17 protein-coding genes are annotated in these 20,371 nt (G+C 36.2%); 6 read left to right on the top strand and 11 right to left on the bottom strand.

Annotated elements, in window-relative coordinates; all coding sequences use genetic code 11:
• Nucleotide 1: 1 nt before the first annotated feature.
• Together B0E34_RS00365 and B0E34_RS00360 are read left to right on the top strand one after the other, a co-directional pair.
• Nucleotides 2-1,387 carry an NADH-quinone oxidoreductase subunit N gene (locus B0E34_RS00365; protein WP_076393035.1) on the top strand — a complete coding sequence of 462 codons (1,386 nt, stop codon included), beginning with the start codon at nucleotides 2-4 and terminating at the stop codon, nucleotides 1,385-1,387.
• Between the two features lie 76 nt (nucleotides 1,388-1,463).
• Nucleotides 1,464-3,767, top strand: a complete 2,304-nt coding sequence (locus B0E34_RS00360) for a GAF domain-containing protein (protein WP_087705819.1) — start codon at nucleotides 1,464-1,466, stop codon at nucleotides 3,765-3,767.
• Nucleotides 3,768-3,815: 48 nt separating this feature from the next.
• Here the strand turns inward: B0E34_RS00360 and B0E34_RS00355 are convergent, their stop codons facing one another.
• Nucleotides 3,816-4,988 (bottom strand): Pycsar system effector family protein, encoded by a 1,173-nt coding sequence (locus B0E34_RS00355; RefSeq protein WP_087705817.1) that lies wholly within the window; start codon nucleotides 4,986-4,988, stop codon nucleotides 3,816-3,818.
• Nucleotides 4,989-5,014: 26 nt separating this feature from the next.
• Between B0E34_RS00355 and B0E34_RS00350 the strand changes: the two genes are divergently transcribed.
• Entirely contained in the window at nucleotides 5,015-8,731 is a 3,717-nt protein-coding gene (locus B0E34_RS00350) for a metallophosphoesterase (protein ID WP_087705815.1), read from the top strand.
• A gap of 554 nt (nucleotides 8,732-9,285) precedes the next feature.
• Here B0E34_RS00350 and B0E34_RS00345 read toward each other — a convergent pair.
• The 4 genes from B0E34_RS00345 to B0E34_RS00330 form a co-directional block, all read right to left on the bottom strand.
• On the bottom strand, nucleotides 9,286-10,158 hold the full coding sequence (locus B0E34_RS00345) for a hypothetical protein (protein ID WP_087705813.1): 873 nt from the start codon (nucleotides 10,156-10,158) through the stop codon (nucleotides 9,286-9,288).
• A gap of 2 nt (nucleotides 10,159-10,160) precedes the next feature.
• Nucleotides 10,161-11,240 carry an FUSC family protein gene (locus B0E34_RS00340; protein ID WP_087705811.1) on the bottom strand — a complete coding sequence of 360 codons (1,080 nt, stop codon included), beginning with the start codon at nucleotides 11,238-11,240 and terminating at the stop codon, nucleotides 10,161-10,163.
• A complete protein-coding gene (gene mazG / locus B0E34_RS00335; protein ID WP_087705810.1) occupies nucleotides 11,241-12,008 on the bottom strand; it encodes a nucleoside triphosphate pyrophosphohydrolase in 768 nt (255 codons plus the stop codon).
• A 402-nt stretch (nucleotides 12,009-12,410) separates the two neighbouring features.
• Nucleotides 12,411-12,944: a hypothetical protein gene (locus B0E34_RS00330; RefSeq protein WP_087705808.1), complete on the bottom strand. Its 534-nt coding sequence runs from the start codon at nucleotides 12,942-12,944 to the stop codon at nucleotides 12,411-12,413.
• An 813-nt stretch (nucleotides 12,945-13,757) separates the two neighbouring features.
• Between B0E34_RS00330 and B0E34_RS00325 the strand changes: the two genes are divergently transcribed.
• Nucleotides 13,758-14,105: a helix-turn-helix domain-containing protein gene (locus tag B0E34_RS00325; protein WP_087705807.1), complete on the top strand. Its 348-nt coding sequence runs from the start codon at nucleotides 13,758-13,760 to the stop codon at nucleotides 14,103-14,105.
• A gap of 127 nt (nucleotides 14,106-14,232) precedes the next feature.
• On the opposite strand, the gene B0E34_RS00320 is transcribed toward B0E34_RS00325, so the two are convergent.
• The 5 genes from B0E34_RS00320 to ruvX all read right to left on the bottom strand — a co-directional run bounded on the left by B0E34_RS00320 (nucleotide 14,233) and on the right by ruvX (nucleotide 17,281).
• Nucleotides 14,233-14,469, bottom strand: a complete 237-nt coding sequence (locus tag B0E34_RS00320) for a hypothetical protein (protein WP_087705805.1) — start codon at nucleotides 14,467-14,469, stop codon at nucleotides 14,233-14,235.
• A 229-nt stretch (nucleotides 14,470-14,698) separates the two neighbouring features.
• Nucleotides 14,699-15,403 carry a hypothetical protein gene (locus B0E34_RS00315; protein ID WP_123956483.1) on the bottom strand — a complete coding sequence of 235 codons (705 nt, stop codon included), beginning with the start codon at nucleotides 15,401-15,403 and terminating at the stop codon, nucleotides 14,699-14,701.
• Nucleotides 15,404-15,657: 254 nt separating this feature from the next.
• On the bottom strand, nucleotides 15,658-16,218 hold the full coding sequence (locus tag B0E34_RS00310; RefSeq protein ID WP_087705859.1) for a DUF5606 family protein: 561 nt from the start codon (nucleotides 16,216-16,218) through the stop codon (nucleotides 15,658-15,660).
• 77 nt (nucleotides 16,219-16,295) lie between these two features.
• Nucleotides 16,296-16,868: a peptide deformylase gene (def, locus tag B0E34_RS00305; protein WP_087705801.1), complete on the bottom strand. Its 573-nt coding sequence runs from the start codon at nucleotides 16,866-16,868 to the stop codon at nucleotides 16,296-16,298.
• Nucleotides 16,865-17,281, bottom strand: coding sequence for a Holliday junction resolvase RuvX (gene ruvX / locus B0E34_RS00300; protein ID WP_087705799.1), 417 nt, complete (start codon nucleotides 17,279-17,281; stop codon nucleotides 16,865-16,867). The genes def and ruvX overlap by 4 nt, the downstream gene beginning before the upstream one ends.
• Nucleotides 17,282-17,395: 114 nt before the next feature.
• Here ruvX and B0E34_RS00295 point away from each other — a divergent pair, with 114 nt between their 5' ends.
• Complete coding sequence (locus tag B0E34_RS00295; protein WP_087705797.1) at nucleotides 17,396-17,875, top strand: SixA phosphatase family protein; 480 nt, start codon at nucleotides 17,396-17,398, stop codon at nucleotides 17,873-17,875.
• Nucleotides 17,876-18,268: 393 nt separating this feature from the next.
• On the opposite strand, the gene B0E34_RS00290 is transcribed toward B0E34_RS00295, so the two are convergent.
• Nucleotides 18,269-19,813, bottom strand: coding sequence for a serine hydrolase (locus B0E34_RS00290; protein WP_087705796.1), 1,545 nt, complete (start codon nucleotides 19,811-19,813; stop codon nucleotides 18,269-18,271).
• Nucleotides 19,814-19,933: 120 nt separating this feature from the next.
• Here B0E34_RS00290 and B0E34_RS00285 point away from each other — a divergent pair, with 120 nt between their 5' ends.
• A complete protein-coding gene (locus B0E34_RS00285; protein ID WP_087705794.1) occupies nucleotides 19,934-20,344 on the top strand; it encodes a hypothetical protein in 411 nt (136 codons plus the stop codon).
• Nucleotides 20,345-20,371: the final 27 nt, after the last annotated feature.

Below are 20,371 nucleotides of genomic sequence, written 5' to 3'. Positions count from 1 at the left end.
AATGAGTGTTTTAATTATTGTTTTCCTAACGGCAGTTGTTGCGTTATTTTCAGGAGTTTTTGAACAAGGGAAATTCGCAAGATACATTGGGATTTTGGGATTAATCATCGCATTATGGGTAAGTTTCATGCCGGAATGTGCTTTCTTCGGACAGTACAAACATATGTATGACTACACTGCCAATACTGCGCTATTCACAAAAATATCAATCGTAACGACATTATTGTTATTCTTTCTGGGCGGTTTTGCATTCAGCAACCACAGAAGCCACCAGTCTGAACTGTATGCTTTAATGCTTTTCGCTCTTTGTGGCGGGATTATCCTTTTCGGATATCAGAATATGGTAACGCTGTTCTTAGGAGTTGAAATCCTTTCTATTCCTTTATATGTAATGGCAGGTGCTAACAAAACAGATCTGAGATCCAACGAAGCTTCCATCAAGTATTTTCTTATGGGTGCATTCGCAACAGGTTTCCTGTTATTCGGGATCGCATTTATCTACGGAAGTGTAGGAAGTTTTGATTTATATAAAATTCAGGACTTCGGAGTTTCAAACCCTAAAGATGTCATGTTCATCTTAGGTGTTCTTCTGATTCTTTGCGCATTGGCATTTAAAGTTGCTTTAGCACCTTTCCATATGTGGAGTCCGGATGTTTATTACGGTGCACCTTCATTAATCACCGCTTTCATGGCGAGTGTGGTAAAAATCTCAGGATTTTTCGCATTATTCAGATTAATGACGATAGGATTTGGCGGAGTTACAGAAAACTGGATCAATGTTTTCGGAGTATTTTTAATCATTACATTGCTTTTGGCAAACGTTATGGGACTGGCTCAGACGAATGCAAAAAGAATGTTGGCATACTCTTCAGTTTCTCACGCAGGATACATCGGTTTGGTATTCTTCGGAATGACAAGTCTTTCTACTTACAATTTGGCGTTCTATCTATTTGCTTACGCTTTGGCTACAGTAGGAGTTTTCATGTGTCTGATTTATGTTGAAAAACTGAAAAGAGAAACGTCTTTCGGAGCGTTCAAAGGATTGGCAAAAACAGAACCTTTATTGGCAACCACTGCATCAGTTTCTATGCTTTCAATGGCTGGAATTCCGTTAACAGCAGGTTTCATGGGGAAATTCTCTTTATTTTCTCAGGCAATGAATTCTCAACACGGAGTTTTCCTTGTGTTGATCGCTGTTTTAGGTTCAGCAGTTTCTATTGCTTATTATTTAAGACTGATTATTTCCATGTTCTTCTTCAAAGAAAGTACATTTAAATCTTCAGAAAAAGTAACGATCACGTACAACATCGTAGGAGTATTTGTTATTGCATCCATTGTTGTTCTTGGAGTTTTCCCGGATCTGTTTGCAAGACTTTTCGGATTATAAAAAATCATATTAAAATAGAGAACCACAACCCTTAAGTTGTGGTTTTTTTTTACCTTTACTCTAAATTTCAGTTTTTGTGTCACAGCTATATAAAAAAGACACTCCATTTCAGGTTTTTATTTCGTTCAAAAAATATTTGGATGTGTTGGAACACATTCGATATAATGACCGTTTGGAATACCGAGCCAATTATGCTGAATCTTTAATTGAAAAGACTAAAAATTTCAACGAATTCCGCAACGGATTTCAGGATATTTCTCTGCTTGAAAAAAATGAAGACCTCATCAAACTTCTTCTTGCAGACCTCTTCCCTACCGGACTTACCAATAACGAAATAAAAGCGGCAAGTGTTCCGCTTTCCAATCTCACCTTTAATTATACAGACCGTTTCAAGGCAATATTAAAAGATGCCGGAAAAGATTTCGAGATCGGATTGCGTGGTATTGATGATGACGAATTTTATGTCTTCTGCTGCTGTCTTATTTTGCAGAGCTACTTCAAAAAAGATATAAAAAGTACCATTCCTTTTTATTATGATATTCCTAATGCACAGGGAATCATGAAGCATTATAAAATTACGGTAAATGCAGATTTTACCGAAATATTTCCTGCTGAAGGAACAAAAATTCCTTCCGATGAAATTCTGGATATCTTGCTGGAAAATTTAGATGATTTTAAACTGTGGAAGAAACATTTTCAGCCGGAATCATGGATTTTAAAAGGGTTTACTATTATTTCTCTTGTAGACTGTACCAGTGAAATTGCCCTCTCCGATCTTAAATCTACCATGATCGAAATAGATTCTGAAAACTTCTCGCAGGATGAAAACCTTGTTGAAATATTCAAATCGTATTTTGATATTCCGGAGCTGAATTTCGGACTGATGCTTTACAATAAAAAAGAGCAGCGGCTGGAAAAAATGCCGGTGTATGAAAATATGTTCACCAATCATGTATTGAACTTTTGGATCAATGCCATAGATGAAGATACAAGAAAAAGTACCATCATCAATCTTCACTACAACCCGAAACCTATTGTTGTTTCAAACCTTAATCATCTCGAAGAAGAAGCGAAAATGAAACCTTCTTTCAGTATCTTAAAGGAAAACAACATCAACAGTTTTATGGTTATCCCGATCGTGAAAGACAACGAGCTTTTGGCTATCATGGAGTTTACCTCTCCTATTCCGAACAGCTTCAATGGTCTTAAACTGAAAAAAATGGAATCGTTCAGCAACATGATTATTTTCTCGCTGAGCAGATTCAGCTTTGAAAAAAATTATCAGATTGAAGCCATCATTCAGCGTGAATATACCACCATCCACAACAGCGTGGTATGGAAATTCAGAAATGAAGCCGAAAAATATTTCAACGCTTCTCTTGGCAATAAAATATATTCTTTAAAAGAAATTTCATTTAAAAACCTTACCCCGCTCTTTGGATTTTCAGACATCCGTTCTTCTTCGGAAAAACGTTTTAATTTAATGCTCGAAGATCTCAACCAACAGATTGAATCCCTTTACGAGATTTTTAATTTAACCCTTTCAGACTCAGAAAAATTTTTACCGGCTCTGGATATTTTCGAAAACGAACTAAATAATGAGATCAAAGCAGACAGCGAACAGAGGTTTCAGGGATTATTGAGAGATGAAATTCATCCTTATCTTCAGGCTAAACTGGAAGTAAAATCTTCCAGTGAAGTAAAGGCAAAAATAAAAGATTATTTTGCGCAGGTTTTTAGCCAGACCGATCTCTTTTATACCCATAGAAAAAGCCTGGATGATTCGATAACGTTAGTCAACAGAAAACTGGCAGACGTTCTGGATGAAGCGCAGATACAGGCACAGCAGATTTTTCCGCATTATTATGAAAGATTTAAATCAGACGGGGTGGAGCATAATTTGTACACCGGACAAAACATTGCGCCGGATCTTCATTACCATCCAAAAATTGTTAACAAACTTCGTTACTGGCAGTTAAAAACCATCTGCAATATGGAAATTGAATTCCGAAATTTCAAAAAAGATCTTCCGGTTTGTCTCAATATTGCTTCGCTGATTTTTGTATATAATGAAAAAATAGACATCCGCTTCAGAATGGACGAAAAGCGTTTTGATGTAGACGGAGCTTATAATTCGTACTATGAAATCATTAAAAAACGTCTGGATAAAGCCCACGTAAAAGATTCAGACGACAGAATTACCTGCCCCGGAAAAATAACCATCGTTTATTTCGGGATGGAAAATCAGAGAGAATATCTCGATTACATCAACAAACTGCAAAAGAAAGGAATTCTCCAAAACGACATAGAATTCCTGAAAGTAGAAGATTTGCAGGGAATTACAGGACTTTTAGCTTTAAGAGTATCTTTAGTACAATAAAAAAGCTCATCCAACCGGGTGAGCTTTCCTATTAAGTTGATATTTTATCTAAAGACTTAAAAACGCATACGCAAAAGACAGAACAGAAATTACAATTCCTGCCATAAAAATCTGGTACGTAATGGATAAAAGCCTGTATTTTCTGTCTAAAACCTTTCCTAAAAAATACAAATCCTTCACCATAGAATCGTAAATATAATCGCGGTCTTTAATAAGAACATTCATTGCATCCTGATAATCATCAAAAATCATCCTGTTGAAATTTCCGAAGAATAAAAGATTCACCTTTCTGTCGGCAACATCCTGTAAACTGAATTTTGCTTTGGTGACATTCGGTTTTGTGGATAAAATGGCAAAAATGATGGTAAGAACCGCAGAAGCCAGCAAAATAAAACTTGGAATAATAAGATGAGAATTCTTAGGCGTATCCAGTTTCGGAACCAAAACAGAAAGACAAACTGATATGATGATGGCATTTACAGAAAGAAGAATATTCGCTTTGCTGTCGGCAATATCACTCAGTCTTGTATGATTGCTTAAAGTCACTCTGAACAGCGTATCTACACTTCTGTCGGATTTTGGTTCCTTCTCCTTTGACTTTTTATTTTCAGAACTCTCTTTTTTATCCTCGTCTTTTTCCAACTTCTTTTCAATTTTTTTAATATTTTTCTCCTTCAGAGGCTGCCATTCTTTTTTTGCATACTCTGTATAAAACTGATGTTTGTTTTTCAGCATATCCAAATTTCCGGCGTTCCATTCGTCGTTAGAATAGCAGCGTACATTGGTAAGCTCCCACTCTTTTCTGAGGGCATCGGAAATATCGTTATAATCGTGGCTTGCAAAATGGCTGCAATCTGCATCTTTCACTATTTTTTCCAGAAGATTCTGCGGAACATACGTTATTTTGGTTGCCAAAATAAGCTTGGAAACATCTTCGATATAGTTTGCAGGATAATTTTCCTGCTGCAGAAAATCTTTCATAATCTTTACTCCTGCCTCTTCATGATTTTTGGCACACTCTATGTACCCTGTATCATGAAACCAAAGAGCCAGAACTACTTTCTCCTGATCTTCTTCAGAAACCTGAGTGTTTTTAAGAATTTCTTCAGCCTTATTTACTGTGAAGGTAGTATGTATAAAATTATGATAAGAATATACTGAAGATAGTTTATCTTTGAATAAGGTTTCGACATAGTCTTTGGCTTTTTGTAAAATATTCATCACCGAAATTTTATTATTGTAAATTTATGAATTTATCCTTTAAAACTCATTTAAAAAATACGTCTGTTGTCATCAGAGTAGCATTGTCTGCCGGAGTTCTCTACTCCTGCGCAACATATAACGTAAAAAAGGGTAAAAACTTATCTGAAATTAAAAATTCTGATATAAAATCTGCCACCGATTTTAAAATATTTCTCGTAGGCGATGCCGGAAATGCAGACGAAGCACAGGCTCAGAACACCCTGAATCTGTTAAAAAGCCAGCTTGAAAAAGCAGACAGCAATTCGATGCTGATCTTTTTGGGCGACAATATCTATCCTTCCGGAATGCCAAAAGAATCTGATAAAAATTATCCACTGGCAAAACAGAAACTGGAAGATCAATTATCCATTGTAAAAAACTTTAAAGGAAAAACGCTTGTTATTCCGGGAAATCATGACTGGTACAACGGATTGGACGGTTTAAAAGCGCAGGAAGAACTCGTAAAAAATTATTTAAACGATAAAAAAGCATTTCTTCCTAAAAATTCATGCCCGATTGATGATATTAATCTTACCAAGGACATTAAACTGATCGTAATCGACACGGAATGGGCTCTCGTCAATTGGAACAACTATCCGGGAATTAATAAAAACTGCGATATTAAAACGCGGGAAGATCTTTTCACAGAGTTTAAAGATTTAATTAATAAAAATCAGGACAAAAGAATTATCGTTGCGCTGCATCATCCGATTATCAGTAGCGGAACTCATGCAGGATACACCTCTGCAAAATCTCATCTTTTTCCGCTGAAAAGTAAAATTCCGGCTCCGGGAGTTGCCAGTCTCATTAATGTGGTAAGAAGTTCATCGGGAGTAAGCCCTGAAGATCTCAACAACCAGCATTATGCAGATTTAGCCAACAGAATAAAAAGCATTGTTCAGGAAAAGGAAAACATCATTTTTGTTTCGGGACACGATCATAATTTACAGTATCATGAATTCAGAAACATCAGACAGATCGTAAGCGGAGCCGGTTCTAAGGTAGATCCTGCAACAATTGGCGAGAAAACAGATTTTTCTTATGGAGGAAGCGGTTTTGCAGTTCTGAATATCAGAAAAGACAAAAGCTCGGATGTAGAATATTTTTCAACAAAAAACAATGCGCTGGAACAGCTTTCGCACATTCAGGTGATCGATAAGCCGAAAGAATTTGTTAATAATTACCCGAATTCTTTTCCTTCTGCGATAACCTCAACCATTTATCCTGAAAAATTAACGAAAAAAAGAAAATTTTATACGTGGCTTTGGGGAGAACATTACCGAAAATATTACGGAATGCCTATTGAAGCTCCGACCGCAAACATTTCAACACTTGACGGGGGTTATACTCCTTTTCGTGAAGGCGGCGGAAACCAGTCTAACAGTTTAAGACTGAAAGCACAGGACGGACAGGAATTTGTAATGAGAGGCGTTAAAAAAAGTGCTGTGCGTTTTCTGAACAACATGGCTTTTAAGAAAAGTACATTCGGGAACGAGCTCAATAATACCTTTCCTGAAAAATTCCTTTTGGATTTTTATACAACCAATCATCCGTTTACACCATTTGCCATCGGAAATATGGCGGATAAAATTGATCTTTTCCACAGCAATCCGCGGTTGTTTTACATTCCTAAACAAAAAGCTCTGGGAGAATACAATCTCAATTACGGGGACGAATTTTATATGGTGGAAGAACGTTTTTCATCCGATCCTAAAACACTCGCTTCACTGGATAACGCAACGGATATTCTTTCCACAGATGATGTCTTAAAGAATTTCGGTAAAAATTATAAATACTCGGTAGATAAAGAAACCTACATCAGAGCAAGAATTTTTGATATGCTGATCGGCGACTGGGACAGACATTCTGACCAATGGAAATGGGCGGAATACAAAGAAGGTGATAAGGTAATTTACAAACCGATTGCCAAAGACAGAGATCAGGCTTTCAGTAAATACGACGGAGCTGCTTTTAAAATCATTATGAATATTCCGGCAATCCACCATATGAAAACCTTTAAAGATGATATTAAAAGTGTAAAATGGCTTGCTATGGAACCTTATCCTCTGGATTTGGTATTCCTGAAAGGTTCTACGCAGGAAGACTGGATTGCACAGGCGAAATACATACAGGAACATTTATCGGATAAAGATATTGATGAAACCTTTGCCAATCTTCCGAAAGAAGTTCAGGATGAAACCATTGCAGATATTCAGCGAAAACTGAAACTGAGAAAGACAAAATTAGAAACCTACGCTTCGCAATATTATGAGGTACTGCAGGAAAAAGTTCCTCTTGCAGGAACGGTGAATCCTGATAAATTTGTGATTACAAAAACGGCAAATACCGTTAATGTAAAGCAATATAAATTAGACAAAAACAAAGAAAATCCGGAACTGGTTTTCGAAAAAACATATGACGATTCCAAAACAAAGGAACTGTGGATTTACGGACTGGAAGATGATGATATCTACGAAGTTTCCGGAGACGGAAGACCTAAAATGAACATCCGACTTATCGGAGGATACAATCACGATACCTACAATGTTGCCAATGGAAGCAAAGTAAAGATCTATGATTTTAAATCTCAGAAAAATACCTACAATACAAATGGTGCGACGAAAAATATTTCCGACGATTACGACATCAATACCTACAACTATAAACATCCGAAATACAACTTTGTAGCAGGATATCCGAATGCAGATTTCAATCCGGATGACGGAGTGATTCTCGGTGCGTTGGTTAATTACACGGTCAACAATTTTATCCGCTCTCCTTTTACCCAAAAGCACAGCCTGAAAGTTAATTATTATACGGCAACAGGCGGTTTTAATGCCTATTATAAGGGGATCTTTAAAAAAGCCATTGGAAGCTGGGATTTTAATCTTGACGCAGGATTTACCACACCGCGTTTCGCCGAAAATTTCTTCGGATTATCCAATGAAAGTTTTTACGATAAGGAAGCAGAAGACAGAAGATTCAACAGGGCAAGAATTTCAAAGATCAATTTTGCACCTTCCGTTTCCAAGAAAAGCTGGACGAATGTTTTCAATCAGTTTCAGTTGACTTTTGAAAATAATAAAGTACAGCGAAACGGCGACCGCTTTGTGGATCTTTCTGCCGATGTAAGACCTGAAGTTTTCGATAATCAGCAGTTTGCAGGAGGAAATTACACCTTCAGCTATAAAAATCTGGATAACAATGCTTTCCCGACCATGGGAATGGAATTTAAAGTAAATGCAGACTGGAAAACCAATCTTGCCGATACCAAAAGAAATTTTCTGATCTTAAAAGGAACGCTTTCCATAGATCACAGATTAGACAGCCGCGGAAATTTTGTTTTTGCCAACTCCAGCAACGGAATGTGGATCAACAATAACAATTTTGATTTTTATCAGGCAGCAGCCATCGGTGGAAACAATGGAATGAGAGCTTTCAGAAACGACCGATTCTCAGGAAAATCCTATTTTACCAATAACTCGGAGATCCGTTGGGATTTCGGAAGGGTAAAAAACAATATTGTTCCGGCAAACATGGGCGTTTTACTGGGATATGATGTCGGAAGAGTGTGGAATGACAATGAAGACTCTAAAAAATGGCATCAGTCTGTAGGCGCAGGTTTCTGGCTGAGTATTGTAGAAATGTTCTCTGCAAGACTGAACTATTTCTACGGAAGCGACGGAGGAAGAATTTCCGGAGGTGTGGGAATGACGTTTTAAAAATTATACAATTATAGAGATAAAAATCCGCAGAAAGTTTCTGCGGATTTTGTTATTAAAGTTTGCAGTAAAATGCCAGAATCTGTGTAGAAATCATATTAGGAGTAGATTCAGCGTTCCGTAGGAACGCTATCTTTAGAACATTTATCGTATTACAGATATCAATCCTACGGATTGATTGATAGACTTATTCTTATTTCTACACAGATTCTGCTCCTAAAAGAGCAAAGATCTTTTACTTCATTATAATTTGAAAGATGCTTCGACAGGCTCAGCATGACATTCCTAATAATAACTTTTGTTTTATGGCGGTGTCAGACTGAGCTTGTCGAAGTCTTTTTGATAAAAACATTATTAGATCCTTTACAGGATGACAATCATTCAGCATAACATTCCTAATACTAACTTTTGTTTTGTGGCGGTGTCAGACTGAGCTTGTCGAAGTCTTTTTGATAAAAACAGGCAATTAAAATATAGTGTTCATTATTGAAAATGCGTTGTTGAGATCCTTTAAGTATGACATCATTCTGCATGACGTATCCGTCTAAATTCATTTATTTTAAACTAAACTGATACACATTTCCGCCTTCTTTCCCATCCTTTTCATCGGCGATAAGCAGTGTTTTATCATCAGCAAATACAACGGCTTCTTTTTGAGAATTGTGGTTGAGTGAAACTTTTTCAATCTTGGTCTTGCTGAAATCATCTGCTGAAAAACCAGTGAGGATCTGGATATTTTTATGGTTCAGAAGAACAATTTTATCTTTCGTGCTGTTGATGGTTGCGGAAGTAATTGCAGCATCGCTGTATCCTCCATCAAGTTTCAGTTTCCCGATCAGTTTTGCTTCAAAATCTCCTGCTTTGTTAGGAACCTGAAAAACTAAAAAAGTGCCGTCGAAACCTTTGCTTCTGTTTTTGGTGAAAAGGTAGAAATTTCCATTCATCTCTACGAAAGCCTCGCAATCGTATAGCCAGTTGGATTTCTTTGGCGGAAATTCCGTCTGTCCTTCGTAATGAAATGTTGTGGTTTGGGTAACTTTTGTGGATTTTTGGGAGGCATCTTTTAAATCAACTTTTAAAATCGATAAATTCTGCCTGTCGTTTTCATTATTTCCAAAGTCGCCGATGTAGATATTTCCGGCTGCATCTTTGGTAATATCTTCCCAGTCGTGGTTTTCTGCATTTTCTACCAGAACATCACTCGTAAGGTTTCCTTTTCGGTCTACTCCGTAAATAACGTTTTTATTTCCCTGATCTTCAATTGCCCAGATTGTATTGCTATCCTGAGACAAAGTAATACCGGAAACTTCCTTTAGTTTTTTAGGCAAAGAAAATTCAACCTTCAGATCATCGGTTTTGGGAGCTTCCTGAGCTTTTGGATTACAGCTCAACAGTAAAAATGACGATAAAACGACGATGCGCAACATATTTATTTTTTTAATTTTTTAAACTGAAAATAAGAGAACCTTATATTTTTCTCTAATTTATTAATAATCTGCTGATGATGGAGGAAAAATCCTGCCGCCAAACCAATAAGACTTCCGATAATGGTATCCAATAATCTTGCCTTCATTAAAATTTCCACATCATGATGAATTTCACTTGCCGTTTCCGCCAGAAGAATCGTTAAAGGCGTGATGAAAACCACCGCAAAACCGTAGTTTCTTACAATTAACAATTCAATAATAAACTGTAAAACGGTAATGATAACGATCATGATGATCTTTTCGGGATTAAAAAGCAGAATCACCAATGCCAAACCAATTCCGATGAAAGTTCCCAGAATTCTGTGCATATTTCTCTGTCGGACGTGTTCAAAATTCCTTCCCTGCATAATGGCGACTGCCGCGATGGAAATCCAATAAGTATTTTTAAATTCCAGAAGATGACCAATGATTAAAGTAAGCGCCATAAAAAAACCGATGATGGTGCTTTCTACAAATTTTGTATATCTTCTTTTGTTGAAACTTCTTCTCGGTACGGTTACCACTTTGCTTTTTTCAATAAAAACGGAGTACAGAAAAGCAAAGGAACAGGAAAGTATCGCTCCCATTGCAACCAGTCCTACTCTTGTGGGGATCATTTCCAGATCAAACTTATAGGTACTTGCCATTGCTGCGACCATGATGAAGAAAAAATTTCCCGGCGGCGGAATTTTAAAATACGAAGAAATAAAATGCGCCAGAAAAGAAATAACGGCAACCGACAGCACGGCAAAATAAATATTAAACCCGAAAAAAGAACTTACCGTAAAAGAGAAAACAATTCCGAAAGCACAAATCGCGAGATGAATCATTCTCTGTGTAATCGGTACCGAAGTAAAATATAAAATCGTTAAAGCGCCCAAACTCGAAAGCGCGCCGTAATTCGGTTTTCCTAAAAAATATCCGATGAAAAGACAGCTTCCGATACAAAGCGCGGCAAGAAAAGGAAAATGCCATTTCCTTTCCGTCTGCTTAAACTCCAAGAGATACTGAAATCTGTTCTGCGTCGGGTTCTGTACCTTCATTTACTGTAAACGTTTAGCTTTTTCCCACAAAACATCCATTTCTTCCAGAGAAAGATCGGCAAGATTCAGATTCTGTTCTGAAGCTAAAGTTTCCATTTTCTGAAACCTTGAAATGAATTTAAGGTTGGTTCTTTCGAGTGCAGAATCGGGATTGATTCCTGAAATTCTGGCATAATTGATTAATGAGAAAAATACATCGCCCAATTCCTGCTCTTTTCTATCCAGATCAGTTTCCGCATGAAATTCCTGAATTTCTTCATCCACTTTTTTCCACGCATCTTCCGCATCATGAAATTCGAAACCGATTCCTTTTACCTTATCCTGAATTCTGTAGGCTTTTACCAGACTCGGAAGACTTTTCGGAACACCGCCGAGAATAGATTTGTTGCCTTCTTTCAGTTTCAGTTTTTCCCAGTTCTGTTTTACTTCCTCTTCGTCTTTCACTTCCGTGTCTCCGTAAATGTGAGGATGGCGGAAAATTAATTTTTCGTTCAAAGAATTAATGACATCCGCAATATCGAAACTGCCTTTCTCAGAGCCTATTTTGGCATAGAAAACCAGATGAAGCAGCACATCTCCCAACTCCTTTTTTATTTCCTGCAAATCATTCTGCAAAATGGCATCCGAAAGTTCGTAAGTTTCTTCCAGCGTTAAATGGCGGAGCGATTCCAGCGTCTGTTTCTGATCCCACGGACATTTTTCGCGCAGATCGTCCATAATGTCTAATAATCTTCCGAAAGCTTCCAGTTTTTCCTGTTTGGTATTCATAATTGAGAATTCAAGTCTTACAAATTTACGGGAAATCTTTGTGAAAGTTCTTCTGTCCTGAAATAAATGAGGGTTGTCGTTGGCTTCGGCTCCGCTCAGCCAACGGTTTTGCTCCTCCCATTATGATTTTTGGTTTTATTCTACAGACCATCATAGTTGGCTGAGCGGAGCCGAAGCCAACAGTTTTGCTCATCCCATTATGATTTTGAGTTTATTCTACTGACCATCATAGTTGGCTGAGCGGAGCCGAAGCCAACGGTTTTACTCGTTCCATTTTGATTCTTCGTTTTATTTTACAGACCATTGCAGTTGGCTGAGCGGAGCCGAAGCCAACATTACAAGTCATTACAGTCTGCGGTTGGCTTCGGCTCCGCTCAGCCAACCGATTACGCTCAACCAACCTTATCCCTTCATACTTTTATAGCGATTTTCCACAATAAGCGGAGCGGCTTCCAGTAATTTTATGAGCTGGAAGTAAGGAATGATGATCTTCTTTTCAGTGTCACAACTGAAATCTCCTAATGAGAAGTAAGCTGTTGCCGACAGAAAATCATCAAAATCCTGCAAAGTGCAGACTTTAAAAGCGTTCTGAAATACGCGCAACGGATTCCGATATTCTTTTTCTGAAAGGCTTATTGCTGTTTTGGGAAAACTGATTTCCGTTGAGTTTTTAAACTTCCCTTTTTTACCTTTTTTTGCGATGTGATGAGCAACGAGAATGAATGACCGTAACGATTGGTACAAATAGAAAATTTCGGCGGGTTCTTTTGCAATTCGGGTGTTTTTCTGTACTGAAGATTGTACCATTTCATTGAGGGTTTCTTTCGTTGCAGCAAGATCATTGAACTGGAAAAAGGTTTCCAGTAAACTTATGGCGGTATGTTTTCTCGTTCCTGACCAGAATTTGGCTTCGAAATCTGTTTTTTTCTTTTTCATGAGTCTGTTTTTGGGTTATCGTTTTTTGGATTTTAACAGATTGGATTTCAACAGGTTGGATTTTCGAAAAGGCGCGAAGTTGTTTTAAAATAGTATGCTTTAAGACGCAAGGATTTTATCTGCGATAAAATTCTTCATCAACATTATAAAAGAAAATCTTTGATTTTCTTGCGCCTTAAAATATTTGATATGTATAAAAAAACTTTGCGCCTTCGCGTTTTCCAACAAGAATATTTTTATTTATAAAAAAGCTTAAACAAGCCCTTTAAAAAATTCTAAAATCCGTTTGTTTTGATGGCAAAAGTTTGCCAAATGGAACAACAGCGCTTCCCGATCTTTGGCAGAGAAACCTTTTGCATTTTTTAAATTCCTTTCGGGATGAAAATAATTTGGAAAATTAAAAGAAAGCCAGTACTTTTAAGGGTGATTTTTAGCGTACTTCGGCTTTCCTTTTGCCGTAAAGGAATTTCGAAGGGTAAAGGTTTTTGGGTAAAACCGTACTCCGACTTCCTGCGTTTGCGGGCAGTCTCGGTGTAGCGCTGTTGTTGGTTTTGCAGCAGAACTCCATTTATTCGGGAAGGGCTGAAAACAGCAGGGTTGAGATCTTCTTTTTCATCATCTGTGTATTTTGAAAATTTGTACCTGAAACCTATCCAAAGACCGCATTTTTACCGACGAAAAAGTGCTGTACTTTTTGTTGTGGGCTCGGAATGCGTCTTTTCAATTGGTCTTTCGAGGCTTTTGCTAATTCGCTGACACAAATATAAGAATAAATTTTTAATACACCAATATATAGGTGTAATATTTTTTAATATGGACAAAACTTTCGTGTTTGAAACAACTCAATTTGACTATGATCTTATCAATCATATTAAAAAGTTGAGAATTGAAAAAGGATTATCTCAAGAGAAATTAAGCCTAAAAATGGGCTTAGCGAGAAGTTTTGTTGGTAATGTTGAAAATATAAAAGAAAATCATAAATATTCCACTCGCCATATTGCATTACTGGCAAAAGCATTCGGTTACAAAAATATTTCCGAACTAATGGATTTCCCCACTCCGCAACACGACCGAATTAAAGTAACCGTAAAGCAGGTTTACAACGAAACCGGAACAAAGGTGATGGAAAGTGAGGTTGTGGAGATTGAGGGGATTGAATAAAAAACTCCTGAGTTTTCAGGAGTTTTTGGTTAATGTATAATGTAAACTTATTATTTCAGTTATAAAATTCTATCGTTTTGTGAGATTATTTATTTCCTATATAGTTTTTTTAGAAGAGTATTTTTGCTTATAATGTTGTTTGTTCAAAATCTAGTTCGAATTCTATGTTACCTTCTACATTTTTGCGAAACAAAGCTTCGCAAATTAATTCTGGAAAATCGGAAGTCCAAAATCCAAATCTGAGTTCTTCTCCTTCTCTAATCTCAAGTGTCTTTGAGATTTTTTCAGCCTCTTTTTTACTTAAAATTTGAAGATCTTCAAAAGAATCAGTAGTTTTTCCAATTGAAATGCTATCATTACTCATTATAATTATGTTTTTAATGTGAAAATTTTGTTTTAATTAGTTAAAATTTTTATCGTTTTTTGAGATTTTATATTCAATCTAATATTATATTTTATTTAAATCAACATTAAATAATTCTTAATTTATCTATGATTATTTATTACAGTCTAACAGTGGCAAAAACTTTTATAAAAATCAAAAATTGTAATAAAAAAAATTTTACTAAATATTTCTAAAACATATCATAGAACTATTGGTTATTAACGATTGGGGCTAATTCTTTTTTTAATTCTTCAAACTCTTCTTTGCTCATCATATCAATTTCTAATAGTTCTTTTGCTTCTTTCAGTTTTGCAATCGCTTCATCTCTTGTCATTTTTCTGTTTTTCAAAAGAATTTCTCCCGACTCAATACCCAATTCGGTATCCATTACACTTAAAAATTTATTTATTCCAAAAGCTCTACCATTTATTTCTCCTAAAATCATAACTACATATAATGGTTTATTTTTACTGCCTCTATGATATGTTTTTATTTCATTCACTATGACTTTCGTATTCTTCAAACTGTTATCTGCCATGTTTTGCGCATCACCATTCATAGCAGACATAATACTTCCAAATCCAGCGGGTCTACCCAATTGTATAAATTCGTAGGTTTTCTTTGAAGTACTTCGTGATTGTGCTATCCCTCCTCTTGCTCTATTACCATAGCTGCCTGAATAAGTTCTTGTATTCATCTCTTGAGAGGTAGGAGCACCTAATATTAAGGTATCACCTACTTTAACACTATTTTTATTATTGGTAATATATTCCTTGATTTGAGTTCCATTTTTAACAGAATTGAAAAAATTTATATCCTGAGTATTATCATAAGTCAATGAATTAATCTGTTCTTGAGCCTGAATAGTAATTATTGATATTAGAATAGTTAAAAAAGTAATTGTTTTTTTCATAGTCATTGATTTTTATATTTATTATACTTAATACTTTTAACATTAGACAATGCAAGAATTAATCTACAATATAAAGAAATTCAAAAATATTTATAGCAATCATTAAACAAATGTAATAATAAGCAATTATCAACGTTTACGGCAATCCGTATTTATACGGAATTTTTAATAAAATATTCTTCATTACATCACAAACAACAAAAAAACCTCATCATTTCTGACGAGGTTTTATATTTTAAATTCAAGTAAATGAATTATCCCTGCTTTCTGTGGGTGCTTTTAGGAGCAGATTTTGCAGCAGAAGTTGCTTTTACTTTTGGAGCTGCAGGTTTTTCTGCTTTTGGCGCTTTTTTAGGCGCTTCTTTTTCTACGTTTACGTCTTCCGTTGCTGCTTCACCTTCCAATGTTTCAGGCTCTGCTTTTACGAAGCTTTCCGGCGTAATGTATCCCGCTTTCTGAAGGATGTTGTACCACTGCGCCAGTTTTTTGATGTCTGAAGCATATACTCTTTCGGTATCGTAGTTCGGAAGAGAAGCCGTCATGAATTCTTTCAGTTCAGCATCTGTTGCTTTATGGTGGATCGCTTCTTTGTAATCGTAGTTTTTAGCAATATTTTCAAAAACTTCGAACAACGGAACTTCTTTATCAAAGGTAAACATCGCAATGTTATCCAACAAACTTACCTGACTGGAGTTTCCAATGCTTACTTTTTTCTTCGTGGTAACGTCTTCAATAATAAATCCGTTTCTTAATTGTGAAACTAATTTGAAAAGTCCTGGTTTTCCTGAAATTGAAATTATTTTTTCTAACAGCATAATTTTATTTTTTGTAAATTCTGCAATCGGCATTCCGCCTTTTGCTATTTAATATTTTTTTTATTTTAATTCAAACTTTATTTTGGAAATCTCATCTTGTAACCGATGCTTACATCACCCTGAGTAATTTTAGACAGTTTTCCTTTTACAAGCTTCTTCTTCAAGGCGCTTAAATGGTCTGTAAACAAAATTCCTTCTATGTGATCGTACTCATGCTGAATTACGCGGGCTCTAATATCGGAAAAAGTTTCTGTATGTTTTACAAAATTTTCGTCATAATATTCGATCACGATGGTTCCTTTTCTTTTTACATCTTCTCTTACATCCGGAATAGAAAGACATCCCTCGTTGAATTTCCACTCTTCTCCGGATTCTTCAAGAATTCTGGCATTAATGAATACTTTCTTGAATTCTGCCAGTTCATCCTTAATATCCTCATAATCTTCATCTTCTGCCAAAGGACTTACGTCGATCACAAAAAGACGGATATCCAGTCCGATCTGTGGAGCAGCCAAACCAATTCCGTTGGCGCTGTACATGGTTTCGAACATGTTGCCTATCAACTCCTGTAGCTCGGGATAATCTTTGTCTATATCCTTCCCTACTTTTCTTAAAACTGGGTCACCAAAGGCTCTTATCGGTAAAATCATCTTGTTCTTTGTTCTAAAAAATTCTGCAATATGATGGTTGCGCTTACTTTATCTATTAATCCTTTTTCCTGTCTTTTCTTTTTATTCTTTCCGCTTTGGGAAATAAAAAACGAAGCCATTTTGGAGGTAAATCTCTCATCGAAGCGGTGTACTTTTATCATCGGAAATTCTTTCTGAAAAACTTCAATGAATTTTAAAATATCTGTTTCCACTTCAGATATATTCCCCTTTAAATCTGTCGGAAGACCGATTACCACTTCATCTACCCGATTTTCACCGAAATATTTCGTCAGAAAATCAATAATTAATGAAGTCTGTACCGTCTCCAGACCGCTCGCAATAATCTGCATATCATCCGTTGCAGCGATGCCGCAACGAGCCTTTCCGTAGTCTATTGCAAGGATTTGTCCCATAGGTTTGCAAATTTAGTAAATTTTAATGATTTTATTCCAAACACAGTTTTTTTTATAAATCAATGTTTTAATCCGCTAATTTTTTTATAATTTTAATTCTTCAAAAACAAAATTATGAAGAAACTCATCCTCGTAAGACATGCGAAAAGTGACTGGCCGGAAGAAACGGAAGACTTTGACAGACCTTTGGCAGACAAGGGTTTGGAAGAAGCAATGCATATGTCCCGATTCATGAAAAACAATAACGTAGCGATCGATTACTTTGTATCGAGCCCCGCAGTACGCGCACTGAATACGTGCAAAATTTTCAACCAGGCTTACCAGATCAGCATTAATACGAATGAGAAACTTTATAATCCTTCCGAAAGCAATTTCGAATCCGTAATCTACGATCTGGACGACAGCCACGAATCGGTTGCCTTTTTCTCTCACAACAACGGAATTTCCAATTTTGCGAATTCCATTTCCGAAGATATTTTCCATTTTCCAACCTGCGGTGTTGCCGGTTTCGAGATCGACTGCAATTCGTGGTCAGAATTCGACGGAGCCAAAAAGAAACTGCTGTTTTTCTACGATCCGGGAAAGATTAAATAAATCGTCTGTAAAAAATTCCCCTCCTCTGGAGGGGTGGCGAAAATTCGAAAGAATTTTTGACGGGGTGGTTTTAGAATGTAGGTGAAAAGTAAATTTGTGAATGGTGAATTTAACCACAAAAGTCGCAAAAGATTTTAAAGCGTTATTAGAATATGTAAAGTCCTCAAAAGAATAAAAATCAAAGATTTTTAAAAACTAATGTGTTCTAAAATATTCGCATTTTTTTTATTTAATCTTCTGTGACTTAAGTGTTAAAAACTTTTTGAACCCTTATAAAAAAAGCCTAAATAAACTTAATCAATAATTTTGCTAAAGCCTTTTTCTCCACTTCAAACAAAAAGACGGGCTAAAGCCCGTCCCTATTGATAATCATATTGAATGATTTTTCCTGAATTATTTTCGTCTCAGATCCAGATCATCAAAATCAAAACTGAAATCTGTAACATCTGAAATGGGTTTTAATCTTGCAGATTGAGCTTTTCCGGTTTCATCATAATCAAAAATAATATAAGCATCGGCATCGTAGCTTCTGTCGTCCCATTTAATGATGAATGAATTATTGGAATACGGAAGAAGTTCACCTTTTAAACGTGGAGAACTTTTGCAGGAAATTCTGTAGATACTTCCCTGCTGCGCAATTTCCACATCACCAAACCATTGGTCGTTGTACATTCCTACAAACTGCTCCGGTTTTGGCTGTAAATTTTTATCTTTTTTAAATGTTTCAGATTTTGCAAAAGCCTCTTTTTTCTGCTTATCAAAACTTTCTTCCATTTTTTTCATCCGGTCGCCGTAGGTTTTCAGCCAGTTGCGGTCTGCAATTCCCAGATAAGAATCTTTCACGGTATTGGTAATCGTGTTGAAAGCCGCTCCCGATTGCTGGTTTGTTAAAACAACAATTCCAAGCTTCATATCCGGAATCAGCGTAAACTGCGTTACCGTTCCGATCAGTCCTCCTGTATGCTGAATTTGTTTATGACCTTTCACATCGCTTAAAAACCAACCCATTCCGTATCCATAGAAACTGGTATCATAAGGATTTTTCGCCGCCACACTACTCGGAATTTGTAAACTCCACAACTGCTGAACATTTTTATCTGAAACCAATTTTTTGCCGTCTTTCGTTGTGAAATTATTCAACAGGAATTCTGCCCAGATGGTCATGTCTTTAATGTTACTCATAATTCCTCCGGCTGCGTTGGCTGTTTCGTTCCAGTCGTGAGGAACAGCGATGGCTTTTCCGTCTACCGGTGCATGAGCGTCAATTTTGTTGGCAACGGCTTTGGCTCTGTTATAACTTCCGAAACTGGATGTCATTCCTACAGGTTTCATAATGCGCTGTTCGATAAATTCTGCCCAGCTTAATCCCGAAACTCTGTGGATTACTTCTCCGGCTACAATAAACATGATGTTATTGTAGTCTAAATTTGTTCTGAAAGGATTTTCAGGCTTTAAATATCTTACGTTGTGAACGATGTCGTTTACCGTTAAATTTCCGCCTTCCGGAAAGAACATCAAATCTCCCTGTCCCAAACCTAATCCGGCTCTGTGTGTTACCAGATCTTTAATGGTAACATTCTGCGAAACATACGGATCGTACATCTGAAATTCAGGAATGTATTTTGAAACTCTATCGTCCCAGTTCAGTTTTCCTTCGTCTGCTAAAATGGCAAGTGCAGTACAAGTAAAACCTTTGGAATTGGAGGCGATTCCGACCAATGTAGTATCGTCCATCGGTTGTTTGGAAGTTAAGGAACGTACCCCAAAACCTTTGGAATAAATTACTTTTCCGTCTTTGATGACACCAACCGACATTCCCGGAACGTCGAAAGTTTTTAAAGTGTTCTGGACCAATTCATCCAGTTTTTTCTCTTCAACCTGCGCATTCGCAATACCAACCGATAAAAGAAGAAGGAAAAAAGAAAGTTTCTGCTTCATTTTTAATTTTTTTCAAATGTAGTAAATAAAGCGGTTTAAACTCTTTTCAAATTTAAATGTAAAGATTCATCAATTCAAAAAAAGATTCTTTATTTTCGGTTAAAATACTTTTTTATTGTGATGAAAACTTCAGTTTATATTTTTCTACTAACACAACTTCCTTTTAATTTGATTAAAAGTCAAAATACGGTCGATAATCCATACTTATTTCAAACATGGAAATTTAAGAATACGGAACACCTAAATGCTGTTTATGAAAAAAGCAAATATTCTGATAAGAACACATTAAACTTTAGACTTAGTAAAGATGGAAAAGTTATTGCCAACTGGGTTGAAAATATTTGTTATTCAGAAGATAAAAAACCGAAGTTTAAATTTAAAAAGATAAAAGGAAGTTGGGAAAAGATTTCAGACTCTGTCATTCATATCAATTTCACCACAAATGTAAGTTTAAAAGGAAACTATATCATTTCAAATCTCACAGAAGAACAGTTAACATTAAAGATGTTTATAAATCTTAAGAAAAAATAATTTCAAATCTTATCTTTGCAGAGAATT

The organism is Chryseobacterium mucoviscidosis, from assembly GCF_002177115.1.
GTDB lineage: Bacteria > Bacteroidota > Bacteroidia > Flavobacteriales > Weeksellaceae > Chryseobacterium > Chryseobacterium mucoviscidosis.
The sequence above is the reverse complement of the archived record's forward strand: the minus strand, read 5'-3'. Positions and strand labels throughout refer to the sequence as shown.